Annotated in this window: 19 protein-coding genes and 1 pseudogene; 12 read left to right on the top strand and 8 right to left on the bottom strand. The window is 57.7% G+C overall.

Features of this window, described 5'->3' with window-relative positions:
- On the top strand, positions 1-261 hold a 261-nt coding region (locus tag ABF86_RS12080), incomplete at its 5' end, for an IS3 family transposase (protein ID WP_160803646.1).
- Between the two features lie 239 nt (positions 262-500).
- Here ABF86_RS12080 and ABF86_RS12075 read toward each other — a convergent pair.
- From ABF86_RS12075 to ABF86_RS12065, 3 genes are read right to left on the bottom strand one after another with little or no spacing between them, the layout of a single operon-like run.
- Positions 501-3,752, bottom strand: a complete 3,252-nt coding sequence (locus ABF86_RS12075) for an AAA family ATPase (RefSeq protein ID WP_074685567.1) — start codon at positions 3,750-3,752, stop codon at positions 501-503.
- 11 nt (positions 3,753-3,763) lie between these two features.
- Positions 3,764-5,008, bottom strand: a complete 1,245-nt coding sequence (locus ABF86_RS12070; RefSeq protein WP_074685569.1) for an exonuclease SbcCD subunit D C-terminal domain-containing protein — start codon at positions 5,006-5,008, stop codon at positions 3,764-3,766.
- Complete coding sequence (locus tag ABF86_RS12065; RefSeq protein WP_256201596.1) at positions 5,005-5,700, bottom strand: AAA family ATPase; 696 nt, start codon at positions 5,698-5,700, stop codon at positions 5,005-5,007. The genes ABF86_RS12070 and ABF86_RS12065 overlap by 4 nt, the downstream gene beginning before the upstream one ends.
- A 99-nt stretch (positions 5,701-5,799) precedes the next feature.
- Between ABF86_RS12065 and ABF86_RS12060 the strand changes: the two are divergent.
- Positions 5,800-6,266, top strand: a pseudogene (locus ABF86_RS12060) (IS630 family transposase); the annotation flags it as partial.
- Positions 6,267-6,642: 376 nt separating this feature from the next.
- On the opposite strand, the gene ABF86_RS12055 reads toward ABF86_RS12060, so the two are convergent.
- The gene (locus ABF86_RS12055) at positions 6,643-6,819 is read right to left on the bottom strand and encodes a hypothetical protein (protein WP_160803645.1); all 177 of its coding nucleotides are present in this window, start codon (positions 6,817-6,819) and stop codon (positions 6,643-6,645) included.
- Between the two features lie 37 nt (positions 6,820-6,856).
- Positions 6,857-7,906: a Fic family protein gene (locus ABF86_RS12050; RefSeq protein ID WP_074685573.1), complete on the bottom strand. Its 1,050-nt coding sequence runs from the start codon at positions 7,904-7,906 to the stop codon at positions 6,857-6,859.
- Between the two features lie 215 nt (positions 7,907-8,121).
- Here ABF86_RS12050 and ABF86_RS12045 point away from each other — a divergent pair, with 215 nt between their 5' ends.
- From ABF86_RS12045 to ABF86_RS12025, 5 genes are all read left to right on the top strand, one after another.
- Positions 8,122-8,334: a helix-turn-helix domain-containing protein gene (locus ABF86_RS12045; RefSeq protein WP_074685575.1), complete on the top strand. Its 213-nt coding sequence runs from the start codon at positions 8,122-8,124 to the stop codon at positions 8,332-8,334.
- A 594-nt stretch (positions 8,335-8,928) separates the two neighbouring features.
- On the top strand, positions 8,929-10,065 hold the full coding sequence (locus tag ABF86_RS12040; protein WP_074685577.1) for a Fic family protein: 1,137 nt from the start codon (positions 8,929-8,931) through the stop codon (positions 10,063-10,065).
- A complete protein-coding gene (locus ABF86_RS12035; protein ID WP_074685579.1) occupies positions 10,062-10,262 on the top strand; it encodes a type II toxin-antitoxin system PrlF family antitoxin in 201 nt (66 codons plus the stop codon). Before ABF86_RS12040 ends, ABF86_RS12035 begins: the two co-directional genes overlap by 4 nt.
- An 85-nt stretch (positions 10,263-10,347) precedes the next feature.
- Positions 10,348-10,563, top strand: coding sequence for a DNA-binding protein (locus ABF86_RS12030; protein WP_074685581.1), 216 nt, complete (start codon positions 10,348-10,350; stop codon positions 10,561-10,563).
- A complete protein-coding gene (locus ABF86_RS12025) occupies positions 10,547-11,164 on the top strand; it encodes a DUF6088 family protein (protein WP_074685583.1) in 618 nt (205 codons plus the stop codon). Before ABF86_RS12030 ends, ABF86_RS12025 begins: the two co-directional genes overlap by 17 nt.
- A 406-nt stretch (positions 11,165-11,570) precedes the next feature.
- Here the strand turns inward: ABF86_RS12025 and ABF86_RS12020 are convergent, their stop codons facing one another.
- The 3 genes from ABF86_RS12020 to ABF86_RS12010 are packed head-to-tail and all read right to left on the bottom strand — an operon-like array spanning position 11,571 to position 14,183.
- A complete protein-coding gene (locus ABF86_RS12020) occupies positions 11,571-12,317 on the bottom strand; it encodes a DCL family protein (RefSeq protein ID WP_074685586.1) in 747 nt (248 codons plus the stop codon).
- Positions 12,318-12,329: 12 nt separating this feature from the next.
- On the bottom strand, positions 12,330-13,223 hold the full coding sequence (locus ABF86_RS12015; protein WP_074685588.1) for a nucleotidyltransferase: 894 nt from the start codon (positions 13,221-13,223) through the stop codon (positions 12,330-12,332).
- 12 nt (positions 13,224-13,235) lie between these two features.
- Positions 13,236-14,183, bottom strand: coding sequence for a patatin-like phospholipase family protein (locus ABF86_RS12010; RefSeq protein ID WP_074685590.1), 948 nt, complete (start codon positions 14,181-14,183; stop codon positions 13,236-13,238).
- A 284-nt stretch (positions 14,184-14,467) separates the two neighbouring features.
- On the opposite strand from ABF86_RS12010, the gene ABF86_RS12005 reads away from it, so the two are divergent.
- The 5 genes from ABF86_RS12005 to ABF86_RS11985 all read left to right on the top strand — a co-directional run.
- The gene (locus tag ABF86_RS12005) at positions 14,468-15,373 is read left to right on the top strand and encodes a WYL domain-containing protein (protein WP_074685593.1); all 906 of its coding nucleotides are present in this window, start codon (positions 14,468-14,470) and stop codon (positions 15,371-15,373) included.
- A gap of 1 nt (position 15,374) precedes the next feature.
- Entirely contained in the window at positions 15,375-17,453 is a 2,079-nt protein-coding gene (locus ABF86_RS12000) for a RecQ family ATP-dependent DNA helicase (RefSeq protein WP_074685595.1), read from the top strand.
- Positions 17,450-18,859: a DNA-processing protein DprA gene (locus tag ABF86_RS11995; protein ID WP_074685597.1), complete on the top strand. Its 1,410-nt coding sequence runs from the start codon at positions 17,450-17,452 to the stop codon at positions 18,857-18,859. Before ABF86_RS12000 ends, ABF86_RS11995 begins: the two co-directional genes overlap by 4 nt.
- Positions 18,860-18,917: 58 nt before the next feature.
- Positions 18,918-20,153, top strand: a complete 1,236-nt coding sequence (locus tag ABF86_RS11990; RefSeq protein ID WP_204987612.1) for a class I SAM-dependent DNA methyltransferase — start codon at positions 18,918-18,920, stop codon at positions 20,151-20,153.
- Between the two features lie 50 nt (positions 20,154-20,203).
- Positions 20,204-20,433: transposase (locus ABF86_RS11985; protein WP_160803567.1), on the top strand; the 230-nt coding region annotated here is incomplete at its 3' end.

Below are 20,433 nucleotides of genomic sequence, written 5' to 3'. Positions count from 1 at the left end.
CTACTGAAAGCATACGGTTTTATTGGCAGTATGAGTCGTCTGGGAAATTGTTGGGATAATGCGGTTGCGGAAAGTTTCTTTGGCAGCCTCAAGCAGGAACGCTGCCAATGGCGGCATTACCAAACCCGCCATGCAGCACAGCAGGATATTTTGCAGTATATCGCCGTGTTTTATAATAACCAAAGACTGCATTCATACCTGGATTACAAAAGTCCGAATCAATATGAAGCAGAAGCAGCAAAATCGATAAAAGCAGCTTAACTGAGGTGTCCGATTTTACTTGACCACGTTAATCTGTGATCTTGCGACGATTAAAGCGCGATAGTGGACTAAACATCTAATCAGGTAATGTTATGCAAATCTGATCGCCGCTTAAACACATGGACTCCATTTCTGACAACACACCTCACCCATTGGCAGAGGCCGAAGAACGATACCATCGTACACTTCAGAACCTGTTTTGCTTTAACCAAACAGCCTCCGCGATTCCTCCCGGGGATTCAAAACCCGACGCCACCGCATCCAGGCCCGGATACCTGGCTTCTGCCACCGGTTTGCGGGGTTACCTGGATCTGCGTGCTGATCCGCTCCTTTAAGGCGGGCACGTGTGAAATAACGCCTATCAGCTTGCCGTCCTGCTGCAAACCTGCGAGGGTTTCCAAAGCAGTGTCGAGGGCTTCCTCGTCCAGGGTGCCGAAGCCTTCATCCAGAAACAGCGAATCCACCCGGACATTCTTGCTGGCCATATGGGACAACCCTAATGCCAGGGACAGGCTGACAATAAAACTTTCCCCGCCGGAAAGGTTTTTCGTGGACCGAATCTCCCCAGCTTGATAGTTGTCGACCACGTTGAGCTCCAGAGGCTGAGCATCGTCTCGAACCAGCAAGTAGCGGTCGGTCATTTTTTGCAGTTGCCGATTGGCGTGACCAACCATCATTTCGAAGGTCAGCCCTTGAGCGAAATTGCGGTACTTCTTGCCGTCTGCGGAGCCAATCAATTCGTGCAGATTTTCCCACCTGCGGCACTCTTTTTTCTGGGCCTCGGTAGCCGCTTGCTTCTCCTTTATCCGCTCTTTGGCAGCGGCATTTTCACTCAACTTGTGTTTGAGACCGGCAAGGATATCCCGTAGCTCTTTCAGGGCATCTTCTTGCTCTTTGAATTGGGACTCGAGCTCCTCCAACGATTTGTCGGTAACTTGCCGAGCTATTTCCGTGGCCAAGCGCATTTCCCGATCCTTCTGACGGGCGTGGAGATCGGTTTGACGTTCATCCAGATTCCTGGCCGTCGCCGTCAACTCAGCCTTCCGTTCAGAGGGAAGCCTGGCTGCCAAAAACTGTTCTTCAGTTGAAAAGCCCACGAGCGCAAGATCTGCAGAGAATTCGGTTTCAAGACCTCTCAGTTCCGGCGCTCGTAGGTCGATACGTTTCTTCAGAGATTCGACATTGGCCTGCGTGGTATTCCATTTTTGTTGGCGCTCATTGTGCCGTTCTCTGGCCTGCTTTTCGGCACCTTCGGCATCCAAAATCGCTTTGTTCAAACGGCGCTCCTCATCGTCGGGATGCTTGTCGCCGTACAGTGCATTACGTTCATCACTTCCAGCGGCGAGTTCCTTTTTCAAGGTACCCAGGCGCTCCCGTTTTTCGGCCAGGGCGGTGCTTTGCGTTTCGATCACCGCATCCAGCCGCTTCACCTCGCTGTCGATGGCGGCAATTTGTTTCTCGATGTCCGCCTTTTTCTTGACCTGGGCTTGCCATGCCTCCAGCCGCTTCTTAAGGGTTTCGATCAGTGATGAAATGTCCGTTTCAGGGATGCCCACAATACCAAGCGACAGGAATTTGGTAGAAACAGCCTGCCTGCGCTCAGCAAAATCGGCCCGGAGCTTTACCAGGCCGTCCTTCATCTCGGCCAGGGCTTTCTCGGCAGCCTTCTTGTCATTAGCCGCTGCTGACTCCAGCTTTTCAGCCTCCGTCAGGTTTGTGCGGGCCAGGCTTTCAGCATCGAAGAGTTTCTTGATAGCGACTTCCTGATCCTCGGCTTTACTGATCAGACTGGTCAGGGAATCAATCTTCTTTTCGGCTTCATCGGGGACAGGAACATTCCCTTCCGCGAAGGGGTGTTCGGTTGCGCCGCAAAGAGGACAGGGCTTGCCGTCTTCCAGTTTTCCTCGGTGACCTTCAAGCTCCGCAATTTTCACAAGGTACGCCATCTCACGCAGCAGCGTTTCCTTCTCGGCGCGGTATTCTCGCAATAAGCGGTCTCCCAGCAACTGGCTCAATGCGTCTTTGCCCTGCTGAATCTGTTTCGAGGCGTCCTCCAGTTCCTGCTTCCGAATGCCGGATTGTTTCTGACGGTCGCCGAGTGACTTTGTCGCCTGTTCCAGAGTCGTCGTGGCCGTTTGTTGATCAACCTCTTTTTGAACGATTTCTTTTTGCTTGGAAAGCAGGCTGTTCAATTGTTCTTCAACACCGGCCAAACCGCTGATCAGCCATTCATCCCGTGCATGCTCCTTGAGGTAGCCGTCCACAAGCTCCAGCGTCTCCTGAGCCATGGATCGTTTTTTCTGCTCTTCGAGCCAGGCTTTTTGGTCTGCATCAATCTTTGCTGCATCCTTCTTACAGCCCTCATCGCCTTCCGAAACTGCCTTTTTTTGATCGGCAAGTTTTTGATCCAGGGAACGCACCTTCTGCAATGTCGGCGCGGCCGCTTTCAGCGCTTCTTTGGCTCGAACGGTTTGTTGCTCCGCCGATTTCAGTGCTTCGGCCTGTTCCTTGGCGGAGGATGTCAGTTCCGGAAGCGCCTCTTCCTCAGCTTTCAAGCCTGCTCTATCATCCGCCTGCTGTTTGCGGGTGGCGGTGAGCGTTGCGAATGCACCGTCCAGTGAGGCGGCACTCAAAGCCCGGCCCAGCTTTTCACGATCCGGCTTGAACGCCTCGATATCGTTTTGCAGCTTGCTCGCCTCGTCAGTCAGGTTGCCAATTTCCTTCTTCAGGCCATCGATGGTGATAAGCCAGACAATGCCCTTCCCGGTATCAGCGGATTTAGCAGCAAGATCTATCTCTTCCTTCTGCTTTGTCGCGAGTGCCTGCCCAATCGCTTGTTCCTGCTCCGGATCAAGCATCACGATACCCGCCGTTTCAGCCTGGAGCAGGTTCAGCTTTTCCCGCTCTTCGCGCTGGCGCTCATGAACACGGATGGATATCTGACTGTAGATCTCTGTACCCGTTATCTGCTCCAGGATTGGAGCCCGATCATCCGGCGCCGCCTGGAGGAACGCGGCAAAGTCGCCCTGGGCCAGCAACATGGAGCGAGTGAAACGGTCAAAATCCATGCCGGTAGCCGACTCGATCTGCTCGGCTACCCCTCTGATTTTGGATTCAAAAATCTCGCCAGAATCGGCATTGGCCATTTCGTGTTTCGGGGCCTGGAGCTCGCCATCCGGCTTCTTGCGTGCCCGGTGTTGGCTCCAGTGACAGCGAAAGCGCCCAGACCGGGTTTCGAAGGTCACCTCGGCGAAGCATTCGCCGGTCTGGCGGGACATAATTTCGTTTCCGCTCTTGGTAACCTTGCTCAGGCGCGGCGTTCGCCCGTAAAGGGCGAGGCAAATAGCATCGAGGATGGTGGTTTTCCCCGCACCGGTGGGGCCGGTGATGGCAAAGATGCCGTCAGAAGCGAAGGCCGGGTGCGTCAGGTCGATTTGCCATTCGCCGACCAGCGAATTCAGATTTTTGAAGCGTATCTGCAATATTCTCATCGATAGCCGCTCTACTCCGCCTGTACGTCATCTTCATAGAGAGACAAGAGCGTCTCCTGATAGGCTCGGTGCAATTCCGGCCGCTGCGCTTCAGGCACGTCATGAACGGCGAGACATCGCTCGAACACGTCGTTCACGTTCAGATCGTCGAGTGTTTCCTCTGCATGCATTTGTCCCAGCACGCGGTCGATGATGCGGTTGTTCTTTATCCGCAGAATTTCCATTTGAGTGCCGGAAATTGCAGCCTCCAGGCGCTCACGCAGGTCGCCAATGACCTCAATGCCATCGTAAATGATTTCGAGCCAGGCTTTGTCCGTTGCCGACAATTCGAGGAGACGGCTTGAGATGCCATCCCAGTCTCCCTTGACACGCTCGAGTTTCTGAAACACCGGCACGTTGATCAATTGTACGGATGCAGTTGTGCTGTGGCCATCGTGCTGCCCAAAGGCAACATGGCAAACGCTCTTCTGCTGTTTGGCTTCTCCGAACCCCATGGGTAATGGAGAACCGCTGTACCGTATGGTCTCAAGGCCGTTCACCTTTTGCGGGACGTGGAGATGCCCAAGCGCCAGGTAATCAAAACTCGCAGGGAAAATCCCCGCCGTCACATGCGCCAGGGAGCCAACGTAGAGTTCGCGCACGCCATCGCCGTCAATAGTTTGTCCACCAGCAGTAAACAGATGTCCCATGCCTACAATGGGAAGATCAACCCCAAACTCCTCGCGCTTCTGTTCAGCCAGAGTGGCGACAGCGGCATAATGCGTGCGGATGCCGTCAATCAATTTCCGCTCCTTGTCCTCGACACTTTCACCCGCTTCCGCCACGCGGATATCCCTGTCGCGGAGATAGGGCACGGCACAGACAATCAGTTCCGGCGCCCCCTGCTCATTACGCAACACCAGCACTTCGTCTTCTGGGCGCTCGATCGCCGCACTTCCAACCACGTGGACATCAAGAGCCTTGAGCAGCTCCCTGGGGGCATTGAGGAATGAAGGAGAATCGTGATTGCCTGCGATGACAACAACGTGGCGACAAGATGAGGCAGCCACCTGGCACAGGAAACGATAATAAAGCTCCTGGGCACGATTGCTCGGAACGCTGGTGTCAAAAATATCACCCGCCACCAGCAGGGCGTCAATTTCATTCTGCTGGATCGTCTCCACCAGCCAGATCAGAAAAGCCTCGAACTCCTCGTGGCGTTTTCTGCCGTAGAGCGTGCGGCCGATATGCCAGTCAGAGGTGTGGAGGATTTTCATTGAGCTTCTTCAATTGCTACAGCTTTTTCTTCGAGAGACTCCTCGTTCACTCCAACACTTTTGAGCAAAGCCGAATACTGACCCTTATCTTCTTTCAGTCTTCCAATGATTTGCCGCGCTGTAGTCTGCATCTCCGGCACCTCCACCGGTGTTGATCCGCGCTCGAACACCCCGCATAAATGCGAATATTCGTTATTGATTCTGTTCGTTAATACAGCTGGTATCTTTTCGTCACCGAAGAAAAGGCGTAGCGTATCCTCGGTCATACCTTGGTCTGGATACTTGTAATAGAGGTAAATCTCGAAGAACTTCCTGGCGTTGTTCGCGAAGTTGTAAAAGGTTGTGTAGTTCGTGTCATCAACGGCTTCAATTGCTGCGCATTGGTGTATCTGATGGAATAGGTAGTTGAATTCTGTTACGTATTCTTTGAGGTATTTTGGCATCACTCTGACAGTAGATATCTTGTCCTGGCGGGCGACAACGAAATGATCCTTGTGATAGTCTTTCTGTTTTCCATCTACGTCAAGATACTTTCCATTCAACCGCTTCAAATATTTCAGGAAATCGAGATTATGCGTTGAAACAAAGAGCTGTTCAAATTTTCCGTTAGCAACAATCTCCGCGTTTAACAAGCTATATACAAAGAAGATATGATTACCATTGAGTGGTGATATCGGATCGTCAATCCAGATTATCGGCTTAGATGTTTAGTCCCACGGTGTGCTGGTGTAACATATAACCAGCTACGGAGGGATGATTTATGGGACAGATATTACACGGAAGCGCCCGCACGACAGCGGGGTCGCGCGCCGCGCGGCCAGCGCTGTGTGGCTTCGGTGCCCCACGGCCACTGGAAGAGCACCACCTTCATTGCGGGACTGCGTCACGATGCGATCACCGCTCCGTTAGTGCTCGACGGCCCAATGAACGGGGCCGCGTTTCTCGCCTATATTCAAACCTGCCTGTGCCCCACGCTGCAGCCAGGTGACATTGTGGTGGCTGACAACCTGTCTTGTCACAAGGTTCAAGGCGTCCGCGCAGCCATTGAAGCGGCAGGTGCCACCCTGCTCTACTTACCACCGTATTCACCTGATCTGAATCCAATCGAGAAAATGTTCTCCAAACTCAAAGCCCTTTTACACAAAGCCGCCAAACGAACCTTGGTGCCTTATGGGCGCAGATCAGCAAAGTGTTGGATCTGTTCACTCCGGAGGAGTGTGCCAACTACTTCGCTTCATGTGGATATGTAAACAAATAAATCAAAAATACTCTAACCGGGCAGCAGCCCCGGTGCATGAGCTTGTTGTGGTTTCAGCGCAATCCGCTGCCGACCGACTGGGCGGCGCAGCGCGAGGTGGTAACGGCGTTTGATGCCTGACCGGTCGCCGTGGTTGACGATGAACCGCCGCGCGTAAGTTGTTGATTTTGCGAGAGCCAAAACTGCGCCTACCCGCAGACCAAATGGAGAATAGAGACAGGCTTGGAGCCGGAATCGCTGAAAACAGGCTGTTTCGGCAGGTGGACACCCACAGCACCGATGGCTGGAACCCCGCGCGGCGCGGGGATTTCAGGCAAGAAAAAGGGCCCGGAGATTATCCGAGCCCTTCAATTTGGTGGTGGGATGGTACCCGGCATCAAACGACTATTGAAAGTACGGAATCGAAGCGCTGCGGGTTGCTGCGAACCGGTGCGAACTGGATCGAAAAGCCTGCCGGTACGCCCGGCGGCACCGGACGATCAAGCAGGTTTTTCGGACTGATTGGTAGCCGGAATACGGCCTCAACCTCGTCTGCTTTCCGTGGCCAGTTCAATTCCGAAAAGGGAACTGAACCCGCGTCCCGAAGTCCCTCAACGCAGGCCGTACCAAACTCCACGGCCACTGCCATGCTGATCAAGTGTGCCGCGTTCCACCAGCGCCCGGAAATGCTGCTTGAGCGTGTTGCGGCTGGCGCCGGTCAGCTTGATAGCCTCGCCAATGGTGACGCGCCCATGCTCGCGGGCGAACTCGACGATCTGTAGCTGCAATTCCGGCATGGCCGCCAGCACGATCTTCTCGCGCTCGACCTTCTTCTCTAGGCGCCGAACCTGCTCGGCCAGGGATCGCAGAAAGAACACCAGCCACGGCTGCCAGTTCGGCGACTCTGTGCGGATCGTGCCCTGGGTCTGACGCAAGGCCAAGTAGTAGGCTTCCTTGCTTTGCTCGACGACGCTTTCCAGCGAGCTGTATGGCACATATGCGTAGCTGGCCTGCAGCAGCAGGAGCGTGGTCAGCACCCGGGAGAGCCGTCCGTTGCCGTCCTGGAAGGGGTGGATTTCCAGAAATACGACGACGCACAGGGCGATGATCAGCAAAGGGTGCAAGAGGGCCGTCTCGCGCTCCTGGTTCACCCAGGCGACCAGCTCCGTCATCAGGCGGGGCGTGTCGAAGGGCGACGCGGTCTGGAACACGATGCCGATCTGCGCGCCGGTTTCATCGAAGGCAGCGACGCTGTTCGAATTGGTCTTGTAGCTGCCGCGATGCCAGGTGTCCTTTTCGCTGTAGCGCAGCAGTATCTGATGCAGCTGCTTGATGTGGTTCTCGGCAAACGGGATGTCCTGCCAGGACGCGAACACCAGGTCCATCAGCTCGGCATAGCCAGCCACCTCCTGCTCATCGCGGGTGGCGAAGGACTTGATCTCCAGGTTCGACAGCAGCTGCTCCACCTCGCGGTCGGATAGTTTGCTGCCCTCAATGCGGGTCGAGGAACCGATGCTCTCGATGGTCGCCACGCGGCGCAGCGCCGACAGACGATCGGGCGCAAGCGTGCCCAGGGCGCGCCAAGCGCCCTTGAACTCGTCGATCCTGGCGATGAGGCTCAGGATCTCTGGGGTGATCTGGATGGTGTCAGTTTTCAGCATGAACCAATATTACACCCATTTACACCCATTTTCGAGGTGCACCCATTAAGACGCCCATTTACACCCAATTTGCCCAGATTGGGGTCATGCGGGGAATAACCGGCCTAATCTCCGCAAACGATGCGGCGAATAGGTCTCTGCAAGGAGAACGCTTGGCTCGCGGCCGGAACAGCGCCTTCATGGACTCCTGCCAACTCATTCGGAAGGAGACCAAGATGGAAGTCGCTCACCTCAACCAAAAACAACTCGCTGCCCGCTGGAGTATCAGCGAAGCCACCCTGGAGCGCTGGCGCAGCGCGGGGATCGGCCCCAAGTTCCTGAAACTCTGCGGCCGGGTGCTCTATCGGCAGGTCGACATCGAGGCTTACGAGGAATCGTGCCTGGCGACCTCAACCAAGGCCGTTGCGGTTCCGGCCAGCGCCGGCTGAGCCATGTTCCGTTTTGCCGGCAAATGTTTACAAGTACCGACGCATCACAACATGCCTGCCCTCGGGATGGCTCGGGCGAGGCGAATTTCCATCGCAATGAAAGTCCGCAGTCCGCAAGCGCGGACCGATCGACCGTCTCGTTGAAAATCAATGGTCTGGCATCAGGCCGTGCGGGCTGGTGAGGGTTCCTGCGGGTTCGTGCGGAAAGATTCGAACTCCTGCGGGTTTTCGGTGGGATGGTACCCGGCATCAAACGACTATTGAAAGTACGCGATACCGGCGTTCTGGCAAGTTGCGAAGCCCTGCGTACTGATGCGAAAAGCGGGGGTTGACAGGCGAATCTGCGGACAATCAAGCAGGTTTTTCGGCCTGATTGGTCACCGAAAATGGCCCTCAACCTCGTCTGCACTCCAGGACCTGTTCAGTTCCCGGAACGGGAATCGAACCCGCGTCTGGCACCCCGACCAAAAGCACGCCCATTTACACCCATTACGGGGCAAGGCAGCCCTCCATGCGGCGAATGGTGCCCCTATTCACCGCACCGTATGCGTGGAAAGACTTGCGTGTGCGGAGAATGCGCCTCATAATCTCCGCATGAATAGCGGCGATTACAAATACATCTGGCAGTCCAAAGACTGGCCGAACTGGCACTTCGACCTGGCAGCACTGGCTGGGCCAATGGCTGAGGTCAGCCGCGCCCAAGGGCTGTTGATGGGCCGTCTGGCCGACGTGGGCATGGCGCTGCGCGATCAGGCGAGCCTGGCGGCACTGACCGAGGACGTGGTCAAGACCAGCGAAATCGAGGGTGAGCAGCTCAACGTCGAATCTGTGCGCTCTTCCATCGCCCGCAGGCTGGGCGTGGACATCGGCGCGCTTGCGCCGGTCGATCGGCACGTCGAGGGCGTGGTCGAGATGGTGCTGGATGCCACGGCCAACTGCCAGGCACAGGTAACGCGGGAGCGTCTCTTCGGCTGGCATGCCGCGCTGTTTCCCACCGGCTACTCCGGTCTTGCCAAGATCAAGGTCGGCGGCTGGCGCGATGACGCCAGTGGCCCCATGCAAGTGGTGTCCGGCCCCATCGGCCGCCAGCGGGTGCATTTCGAAGCGCCGCCGGCCGAGCGTCTTGAGGCGGAAACCAGCCGCTTCCTTGACTGGCTCAATGGTGCATCAAACGAGCCACCACTGATTAAAGCGGGGCTCGGCCATCTGTGGTTCGTCACGCTGCATCCGTTCGACGATGGCAATGGCCGTATCGCGCGGGCCATTGGCGATCTGCTGCTGGCACGCGCCGACGGCAGCCCGCAACGCTTCTACAGTTTGTCGGCGCAGATCCAGCGCGAACGTAAGGCCTACTACGACATCCTGGAGCGGACGCAGAAGCGGTCGATGGATGTCACTGAGTGGCTCGCGTGGTTCCTCGACACGCTGCATCGTGCCGTCGACCAGGCACAGCACATACTCGATGCCGTGCTGACCAAGACGCGGTTTTGGCAGCGCTGGGCGACCACGCCACTGAACGAGCGACAGGTGAAATTGCTGAACAAGCTGCTCGACGGCTTCGAAGGCAAGCTCACCAGCAGCAAGTGGGCGGCCATCGCCAAGTGCTCGCCTGACACGGCGCTACGCGACATCAACGACTTGCTTGCGCGGGGCGTGCTGCGGAAATCGGATGCAGGTGGGCGTAGCACCAGCTATGTATTGGTTGAGTCTGTACCAGGGGAAGGCGCATGAAGAAAGATGCAGACGATGCGGAAACTGCCATCATCAGCTCACCCGAGAACGTCATTCTGGATTGCCTCGAGCGGGACATCGCAGCGCACCCCGAACGGTTGCAGCCTATCACTGCCGAGCAGGTGCGACGTGTTCAATCGCTGGTTGTAGACGTCTCGGTAGAGCTCGGCACTCCAGTGTCGCCAGACGACGCATAACTCAGATCCACAGAAGAATCCCTTGGCTCGTCGGCCGAACAGCGCCTTCATGGACTCCTGCCAACTCATTCGGAAGGAGACCAAGATGGAAGTCGCTCACCTCAACCAAAAACAACTGGCCGCCCGCTGGAATATCAGCGAGGCCACCCTGGAGCGCTGGCGCAGCGTCGGGATCGGACCAAAATTCCTGAAGCTCTGCGGTCGGGTGGCTTACCGCCAGGTCGACATCGAGGCCTACGAGGAGTCGTGCTTGCAGATATCAACCAGCCAGTCGGTCGCTGCTCATGCCCAGTCCAGCTGAATTCGTCAGCCAATGGCTCGAAGCGCAGCCGGAGGGGGCTTTGATCAGAAGTCTGGATCTGCGGTGCATGGTCAGTGACAATCAGGCGTCGCGGGAGCTGGCTCGCTTGGCAAGGCGCGGACGGTTGATGCGTGTGGCGCGCGGCCTGTACGTCACCGTGACAGCCAGCTGTTTCGGCCCGGTCCCACCACCGGTCGACAAGATGATCCAATCGCTCGCAGACATCACTGGACACGCTATCGTCCGTCACGGTGCGGCAGCGGCCAATGCTCTGGGGCTGACCACGCAGGTCCCCGTCCGACAGATCTATTTGACCGACGGCCGCGCGCGGACCCTCAATCTCGGCAAGCAAGTCATCGAGATCCGCCGTGTGCCCAAGTGGATGCTGGTGCTGGGCGACAGTCTCGCCAGCGATATCGTCAGGGCCCTTGAATGGCTCGGCCCGGACCTTGCTGAACACACGGTCGGCAAGTTGGCCGTTCAAATCGGGCAGGATCACTGGAACACCGTGCTCGAAACCCGAACGCACCTGCCGCCGTGGATGGTGGAGGCAATACAGAACGGCGTTCTCACATCTGCGCTCGTTCCGATTCGTCGGTAGATATCGACAATTACCGACGATTTGCAACCTGGCGGCACTGGCGGCCGTCTGGGCGAGCCAGATTTCCGGCCCATTGAACGTCCGCAGTCCGCAAGCGCGGACCGATCAAGCAGTTTGTTGAAAATCAATGGCCTGGCATCAGGCCGTGCGGGCTGGTGAGGGTTCCTGCGGGTTCGTGCGGAAAGATTCGAACTCCTGCGGGGTCTCGGTGGGGTGGAACCCTGCGCCAAACCTATGTAACTCAGCGCCTTAGAATCGCTGCGAACTCCTGCGGAAAGGTGCGGAATCCAGCCCCAACTGTCGACGATCCTACCAGTTCTGCCCGGCCGAGGTCACCAGCCAAGTGCATCAGACAGGACGCCAGTTCGATTCCCATTTGAGGAATTGAACCCGCGTCCGCAATCGGTCAAGCCAACCGCACTGGGCGTGCAATCTTCGGTCTTCGAGCTTGGCTGGCGGTCTGGAGGTTGGCCGACTTGGAGAGGATTCGCAGCATCGCCTGGTTGTGGTGGTAGTCCCGGAAGGCATCCGCGACTGCCTTGTCGACGAATGTGGGCGTCGTCTGCCCGTCAGCCGGGGCGGATACGATTCCGTCCGGGATGTCACTTGACCAGCCCCTGGCCGCCCGGAAGCCACTGACGATGTGCGAGAAGTTCGGCCAAGCATGATCCAGATGGGCGTCGTCGATGCTGACCATCACGCCAGTAAGTTCGCACGCAACCAGCCCATGAGCGTCTCCATGTTCCGCAAAGGCTCGTTTCTTGGCCAGAACGAGATCGAGTGCGACAGCCTCCCTGCATGCGCCGTAGAAGTCCTTCGACCGGTCCCCTGGCAGGCCTTTGACGGCCCAGATGTACGAAAAGTCCGTGGCGGACCCGTCCTGGCGCACCACCCAGAAACCGGAGTTGCTCCAGCCCATCCCGGTGTTCAGGCTCCGCTCAAAGTGATCGATCTGGCCGCAACCCTTCGCCGGCTCACCAACCTCGTCAAGAATCGGGTCATATCGTTCGATGAGAGCCACGAGGTCGGCGTGGTCCCTTGGTTCAGAGATGCGATCCCCGTCCTGATACCGGTGTAGAAGGGCCTTGTAGTGGTCCAGTGCGCTTTTCTGGGTCCGGAAACTGCGGGGTCCGATCTCGACGGGTTTTGCCATGCCTTCCTCTCTTTACCACTGATTCCAGAGATCAACCGCTGCCTCGACCAGTGCATCACAGTCCGTCTGAGACCAGCAGGTGTGGTAGCCATCACGAAGCAAGTAATACTGTTCGTTGGCGCAAACCAAGTCAGTCTTGGCCGCATCCTGCCGATACCAGTTGAGGATGTTGACCATGCAGTCCTCGAGGCTGTGGGTGAATTTCTCATTCGGTACGTTGTACAGCAGGCCCTCGATGTAGTACGACGGCGCGACGCCTGCCTTGATCAAGCCTTCGTCAACCATCCGACTGCGAATATTCTTCAACACACGAACCATGGGTTTGAGCCACTTCGACGAGGCCTGATGCTTCGCTGTCAAATTTGCCGAATGCTGCTTCGGGTAGTTCGCAATTCGTTCGCCGGCAGCGTTGAACAAACAGATGCCTTCGACGTACTCGGAGTCGCTCGCTGACCGGAACTTGAAGTACCGCCGGAATTGCGTCGCGACAATCACATCCGACTTGCGCCGTGATCCGCTCGCATCGATGGCAATTGCCTTGTCGCCAGTTTTCACCGCTGACCCGTATTGGTCTTCAAGCACTGACAGCACGTCCCGCTTGAAGTCGGTGTGCGTGTAGGTCGCGTCGCTGAATGCCTGCTTGTAGGCCGACTTTTCGTCATCGGACAGCGATTCGAGATCGCTATGGAAGCAGTCATCGAGCCGAATGACGATGTCCACGTCGCTCTCGGCATAGATATTCGTGTCGTTGCCGTATGAGCCTTGAAGGAACACCTTGAAATTCTTGCCGGCGTAGGGCGTGGTGCTGGCCTCCAAGACACTTTTGATCGTGTTATAGGTATTGCTCGACTGGGTGATCGAGCCCTGGTGTGACCACGTTTCGAGCTGTGATTCTGGAATAGGCATCGTTCCCCCTGGCTATATCAAATACTCGCGAAGCTGCTGCTCCCGTGACGCGAACGACTCCCGTCCTCGCTGGAACAAGATGTCCAGCTTATTAATGTCGTGCTCCAGCAGATCGGTCGCCATTTCAGGGGTGACGTAGGAGTCACTGATCCGAATGGTCGGTATGTCATGGAAAAGGATCTGCCGCAGTTGGTCCATCGACTGCGTGTTGATTTCCAATGTCTTCTGCAGCAACTGCACGCTAACGAGATATTTCTTCGCCAGCCTCATCAGGAAGCTCGGCTTCGGGTCGGGGTAGACACCCACGCCAACGCTCACCAGCCGGATGTCCTTGCGGTCACTTTGCAGTGCCTGGACTGCGTCGGCGATCGCGTACAGCGTCGGGTTATTTGCGCAGTACCCGCCATCAATCAGCTCGATGTCCTCACCCATTGATGTTCTTACGATCGTCCGCTCAAAGAACGGGTAAGCCGAGCACGATGCCTTGACGGCGTCTGCGATGCTTACACCAAAGCCTGGGACGAACGTGCCGACACGTCCATGCGCTTGGGCAACGCTGCCCTTGAAGATCATCGGGCGCTCGGTTAGCCACTTGGCCGTGACGATACCGACACCCGTCTTCACATCACTGAACGTTGTATCGCCGAAGACCTCGCTCGCCAGATTTTTCAATGCCTGTGACCTGGCCGGAGCGGTCTTCTGTGACATCACGGTAGGCACGTGCTTGCGGTAAAGCTGCAGGATGGAATCGACGTCGTGGCCGAGCGCAATCAGTGACGCGATGATCGCGCCTGTGCTGGTCCCAAAAACCAGATCGAATTTCTGGTGCAGTGGGCACCCGACCATAGCCTCGATTTCCTTGAGTACCCCCAGTGTGTAAAAGCCCTTGGCACCGCCGCCGTCTAGCGTCAGGACGCGCAGCAAGGCAGGTGACGTCGAGTCCTCCTTCGATTCCACCATTTTCAACGCCCTCCCAAAAACTGATGAACACATGCAATGCCGGCGATCATCAGCGCAATCCCGAGGCTGAAATCGTGCCGCGCCAGCGTCTCTGGCTTTAGGTGAAGCTCTGCGAAATTTTGCATGGCGCCCGTACCGATCCTTTTATCGCTGCGCCGCTTGTGGTTATCACAAAACGACGCATACACAAATCAAAATAGAGTCATGGACAGATTCTAGGGCAGACCATATACTTTCCGCAATAACCCGTACAAGCATTCGCTAACCCGAACGAGCCAGCCAGGATGTCGAACGAACAGCTTGCAGATCTAACCCAGCCACAACGCGACCGGCTCGCGTTCGTGGAGTTGCGCGTGCGCTTCATCGGGGAGATACGCCGCCAGGACTTGGTCACGCGGTTTGGCATCCAGTCCGCCGCCGCATCCAGGGATCTGGCGCTGTACAAGGAGTTGGCCCCGGGCAACATTGATTACGACTCCAAGGGCAAGTCCTACGTCCTGGGGCCGGACTTCCGACCCGTCTTCGACTTCCCCCCGGAGCGGGTGCTGTCGTGGCTGACCCAGGGCTTTGGCGATGGTGAGCCGATGCGGCTCAAGGCGTGGGTGGCCAGCGAGAGCCCGTCACGGCTCACGCATCCGGATCTGGATGTGCTTGCGAGCGTGACCCGTGCGATTCACCAGGAGTGTCCGCTCGGCATCGAGCACCACTCCATCTCCAGTGGCCGCACCGAGCGGGAGATCGTCCCATTCGCGCTGATCGACAACGGTCTGCGCTGGCACGTCCGCGCCTTCGACCGGAAGTCGCAGGAGTTCCGGGATTTCGTCATCACTCGGATCAAGCGCCCGGTCCTTATGAGGGATGCAGAGGTTCAGCCCCATGAGCGCAGTGATCAGGACATCCAATGGACCCGGATCGTGGAGCTGGAGATGGTGCCGCACCCGGACCAGCCCCGTCCTGAAATTACGGAGATGGACTACGGCATGGTTCGCGGGTCACTGCGGATGAAGCTGCGTGCTGCCACCGCCGGATACATCTTGCGGCAGTGGAGCGTGGACTGCTCTCCGGACCACAGTCTGCGCGGTTACGAATTCAGGCTCTGGCTGAAAGATCACCTGGCGCTGTATGGCGTCAAGAACGCTGTGTTGGCGCCGGGTTACCGCTCGCCCGACCAAAACAAGGGGGGGCAATAACGTGGCCTACGATCCAAAACGCGCGCTGGAACTGCTCCGGATCGGCTCCGGACGCGCCGATGCCACTTTCCGCGACGGCCAAGAAGATGCCATTCGTCACATCGTCGAAGGCAAAGGCCGCTTGCTGGTCGTGCAGAAGACCGGGTGGGGCAAGAGCTTTGTCTACTTCATCGCGACCAAGTTGCTGCGGGAGGCTGGGGCCGGCCCTGCGCTATTGATCTCGCCGCTGCTCGCGCTGATGCGAAACCAGATCGCAGCGGCAGAGCGGATGGGGGTTCGCGCCGCCACCATCAACTCCGACAACATGGACGACTGGACGGCAGTCGAGGGCAAGCTGGCCAAGGGGGAGATCGACATTCTCTTGATCTCGCCGGAGCGCCTGGCGAACGAGCGCTTCCGGACGCAGGTTCTGGCCGGCATCGCTGCACAAATTTCGATGCTGGTCATCGACGAGGCACATTGCATTTCCGACTGGGGCCACGACTTCCGCCCTCACTATCGCCTGTTGGAGCGGATCGTAAAAACGCTGCCGCCAAACTTGCGATTGCTCGCCACCACGGCAACAGCGAATAACCGCGTGATGGAGGACCTTGCTGCCGTGCTTGGTCCGAAGCTGGACGTCTCGCGTGGTGACTTGAATCGGACCTCGCTTTCCCTGCAAACGATCCGCTTACCCAGCCAGGCCGAGCGCCTTGCCTGGCTGGCAGAGCAGCTGGCCACGCTGCAGGGCCACGGCATCATCTACACGCTGACGGTTCGTGATGCCAATCAAGTGGCGCAATGGCTGAAGACCCAAGGCTTCAACATTGAAGCCTACACAGGTGAAACCGGCGATCGCCGAGAACAGCTTGAGCAGGCGCTGCTCAACAACCAAGTCAAAGCGCTGGTTGCCACAACAGCGCTAGGCATGGGTTACGACAAGCCGGATCTGGCGTTTGTCATCCACTACCAAATGCCGGGATCGGTCGTCGCCTACTACCAGCAGGTTGGTCGTGCGGGACGCGCACTGGACTCCGCCTATGGAGTGCTCCTCAGCGGTCAGGAAGAGTCTGACATCACTGACTGGTTTATCCGGAGTGCCTTCCCGACCCGACAAGAAGTTGCCGACGTCCTGGGAGCGCTTGAAGACGAGCCCAACGGGCTGTCTGTCCCCGAGCTGCTCAGTCGAGTCAATCTGAGCAAAGGACGTGTCGACAAGACGATTGCACTGCTTTCCCTCGAAGCGCCGGCACCCATCGCCAAGCAAGGCAGCAAGTGGCAGCTCACGGCGACAACGCTGAGTGAAGCGTTCTGGGATCGAGCAGAACGCCTCACCGCGCTACGGCGAGACGAGCACCAGCAGATGCAGGACTACGTCAGCCTGCCGTTTGGTGAGCACATGGGCTTTTTGATTGGTGCGCTCGACGGCGATCCAAGTGTCGTCACAGAACCTGCCTTACCACCATTGCCTGCAACCGTGGATACCGAGCTGGTCAAAGCCGCCGTCGAATTTCTCCGTCGAACCAGCTTGCCCATCGAGCCCCGAAAAAAATGGCCCGATGGTGGAATGCCCCAGTATGGGGTCAAGGGATTCATCGCACCTGCCCATCAGGCCGAATCCGGCAAGGCGCTATGCGTCTGGGGTGATGCCGGTTGGGGCGGCTTGGTTCGACAGGGCAAATACCACGATGGCTACTTTTCCGATGACCTCGTTGCTGCGTGCGTGAAGATGATTCAGGAGTGGAATCCGCAACCGAACCCGACCTGGGTGACCTGCGTTCCTTCGCTCCGGCATCCCGAATTGGTGCCGAATTTTGCGCAACGCTTGGCTGCGGCGCTGGGTCTGCCGTTTCATATGGTCATCGCAAAAACAGACGCAAGGCCCAAACAGAAAACAATGGCAAACAGTACACAACAGGCGCGCAACATTGATGGTTCGCTCGCACTCAACGGCCAGCCCATTCCTCCCGGACCAGTCCTCCTGGTGGATGACATGGTCGACTCGCGCTGGACGCTGACGGTTTCTGCGTGGCTGCTGCGCAAAAGCGGTAGTGGCGCAGTTTGGCCTATGGCCCTTTCACAGACGGGGCACAACGAATGATGCCAGTCCTCTCACCCAACACCCAGGCGATCCTGCTGCTGACTGCGCCACTCATTGCCGGACGAGGCACTGCGTCATCGGATCTGCTCTCGCCTGGTGAGTACAAACGTCTCGCGCGTCATTTGCGCGAAATCCAGCGTCAGCCTGCGGATCTCCTCTCGCCGGACGCAGCGGAGATCCTGCGTGCGTGCCAACCGGTGATTGATGAGATCCGCCTGCAGAAATTGTTGGGGCGCGGATTTCTGCTGAGCCAAGTGATCGAGCGCTGGCAGGCACGCGCCATTTGGGTGGTCAGCCGCGCCGACGCCGAGTATCCGCGCCGTCTGAAGGCCCGCCTGCGCGAAGACGCCCCGGCAGTGCTCTACGGCTGTGGCGACATGGCTTTGCTCGAAACCGGTGGGCTTGCCGTCGTCGGATCGCGCCATGTGGACGACGCCCTCATCGACTACACCATGGCAATTGGCCGGCTCGCTGCTCGGGCAGGTAGAACGCTTGTCTCCGGTGGCGCCAAGGGCATCGATCAGGCCGCCATGCGTGGCGCGCTCGAGGGTGGTGGAAAAGTTTGTGGCGTGCTGGCGGATAGTCTGGAAAAGACCACCATGAACCGCGAGCACCGCAATCTGCTGCTCGATGGGCAACTGGTGCTGATTTCGCCCTACGACCCGAGTGCCGGATTCAATGTCGGCAACGCCATGCAGCGGAACAAGCTGATCTATGCATTGGCAGACACCTCACTGGTGGTCAGCTCCGATCTCAACAAAGGTGGCACTTGGGCGGGCGCTGTCGAGCAGCTCGACAAACTCAAGTTTGTCCCGGTCTTCATTCGATCGACGGGCGAGTCTTCCGCCGGACTGGATGGATTACGAAAGAAAGGCGCACTTCCTTGGCCGAACCCGCAAGACGTGGATTCGTTCGAGGACGTGTTCAACGTGGCGATGCCAACGCCGACGGCATCCCCACAGGTTGGTTTTGCGCTGTTTTCAAACGAAGAACCAACGTCGGCTGACGCCAAGCCAACGGCGCCCGTGCCACCCGACGCCGCGTCAGCGCCCCAGGCCGAGAGCGAGCCATCGGCGTCGGTCGACGTTGTGTCCAATGCGCAGCCACCCGCACCAGCATTGGAAGAGCCGCCATCAGTCACACCAGAGGCTTTGGCGTCGACAGACGATGTCAAGGAATCTGCGCAGATGGAATCGAGCCCAGCCGAAGTGCTCTTCGCTGCGGTGCGCGCCACGATTAAGCAGCTATTGAGAACGCCGATGAAAGACGCCGAAGTGGCCGCCGCGCTGGACGTTTCCAGCGCGCAGGCCAAGGCGTGGTTGCAGCGTCTGGTCGACGAAGGCGTGATCGAAAAACGGAAGAAGCCAGTAGGTTACGTCGTCAAGCAATCGAGCCTGTTCGAGTGAGCGATGACAACAAATACCAATACAAATCGAATGACCGAATCAGATTAGGAATGACTCGATGCCCTTAACCCTGCCACAGCTAGAACGCCATCTCTTCAAAGCCGCCGACATCCTGCGCGGCAAGATGGATGCCTCCGAGTTCAAGGAATACATCTTCGGGATGCTGTTCCTCAAGCGCTGCTCCGACGTGTTCGACCAGCACCGCGAGAAGATCATCCAGGAGGAACTGGCGGCCGGCTTGAGCGAGGCGGAGGCCATCGAGAGCGCCAACCAGAAAGACTGGTACATGGAGGAAGGCTCCTTCTGGGTGCCACCCCAGTCGCGCTACGAGTACCTGCTCAATGAGGCCCACCAGAACATCGGCGACTTCCTGAACAAGGCGCTGGCCGGTCTGGAGACTGGCAACACCAGTCTTTACGACGTGCTGGAGCACATCAACTTCACCTGCAAAGTCGGCCAGAGCAAGATCCCCGACATCAAGCTGCGCTCGCTGATCAACCACTTCAGCCTGCACCGCCTGCGCAACGAAGACTTTGAGTTCCCGGATCTGCTGGGCGCTGCCTACGAGTACCTGATTGGCGACTTCGCCGACTCCGCTGGCAAGAAGGGCGGCGAGTTCTACACGCCGCGCTCAGTGGTGCGGATGATGGTTCGCCTGGTCAAGCCGGAGTTGCAGCACCACATTTACGACCCCTGCTGTGGCTCCGGCGGCATGCTGATCGCGGCAAAGGAATACATCGACGAACAGGGTCAGGAAGGCCGCAAGGCCAACCTGTACGGGCAAGAGGCCAACGGGACCGTGTGGTCCATCGCCAAGATGAACATGCTGCTGCATGGCATCAGTACCGCCGACCTGCACAACGAAGACACGCTGGCCAAGCCGCAGCACGTCAAGGGCGGCGAGTTGCGCCGCTTTGACCGCATCCTCACCAATCCACCGTTTTCCATTCCCTGGGGCACCACCGACAAAGACCAGAGCGGTCAGTCCACCTGGGCACCCGAGTTCCGTTCCGAGCGCTTCGGCTACGGCGAAGTGCCACTCGGTGCCAAGAAGGCGGACTTGATGTTCCTGCAGCACATGGTGGCGGTTTTGGCCGATGGCGGGCAGATGGCCACCGTCATGCCCCACGGCGTGCTGTTCCGGGGTGGCGAAGAAAAGACCATCCGCGCGGGCATGATCGAAAACGATCTGTTGGAAGCCGTCATCGGCGTCGCCCCCAACCTATTCTACGGCACGGGCATCCCCGCGTGCATCCTGGTGCTGCGCCAACGGGTGCAGAATGATATGGTCTAATAGACCCGGACACTCCAGTTAAGAGAAAATAGTCTTAATTGGAGGATGAAATGGAGCCTAGGAAACACTATACAAAGGAATTCAAGCTGGATGCAATCAGCTTGGTACTGGATCAGGGATTAACGATAGCAGAAGCTGCCAGAAGCCTGGAAATCAGGGCTAACATGCTTGGGCGATGGATCAGGGAGAGCCAGGCGGATACTAATGGTCAGGCATTCCGCGGTAATGGGAAACTGACACCGGAGCAGGAAGAAATCCGGCGGCTTAAACTAGAAAACAA

Source organism: Nitrosomonas sp. GH22 (assembly GCF_009833115.1).
GTDB lineage: Bacteria > Pseudomonadota > Gammaproteobacteria > Burkholderiales > Nitrosomonadaceae > Nitrosomonas > Nitrosomonas eutropha.
Note: the sequence above shows the minus strand (reverse complement) of the source record. Positions and strands in the feature narration are given on the sequence as shown.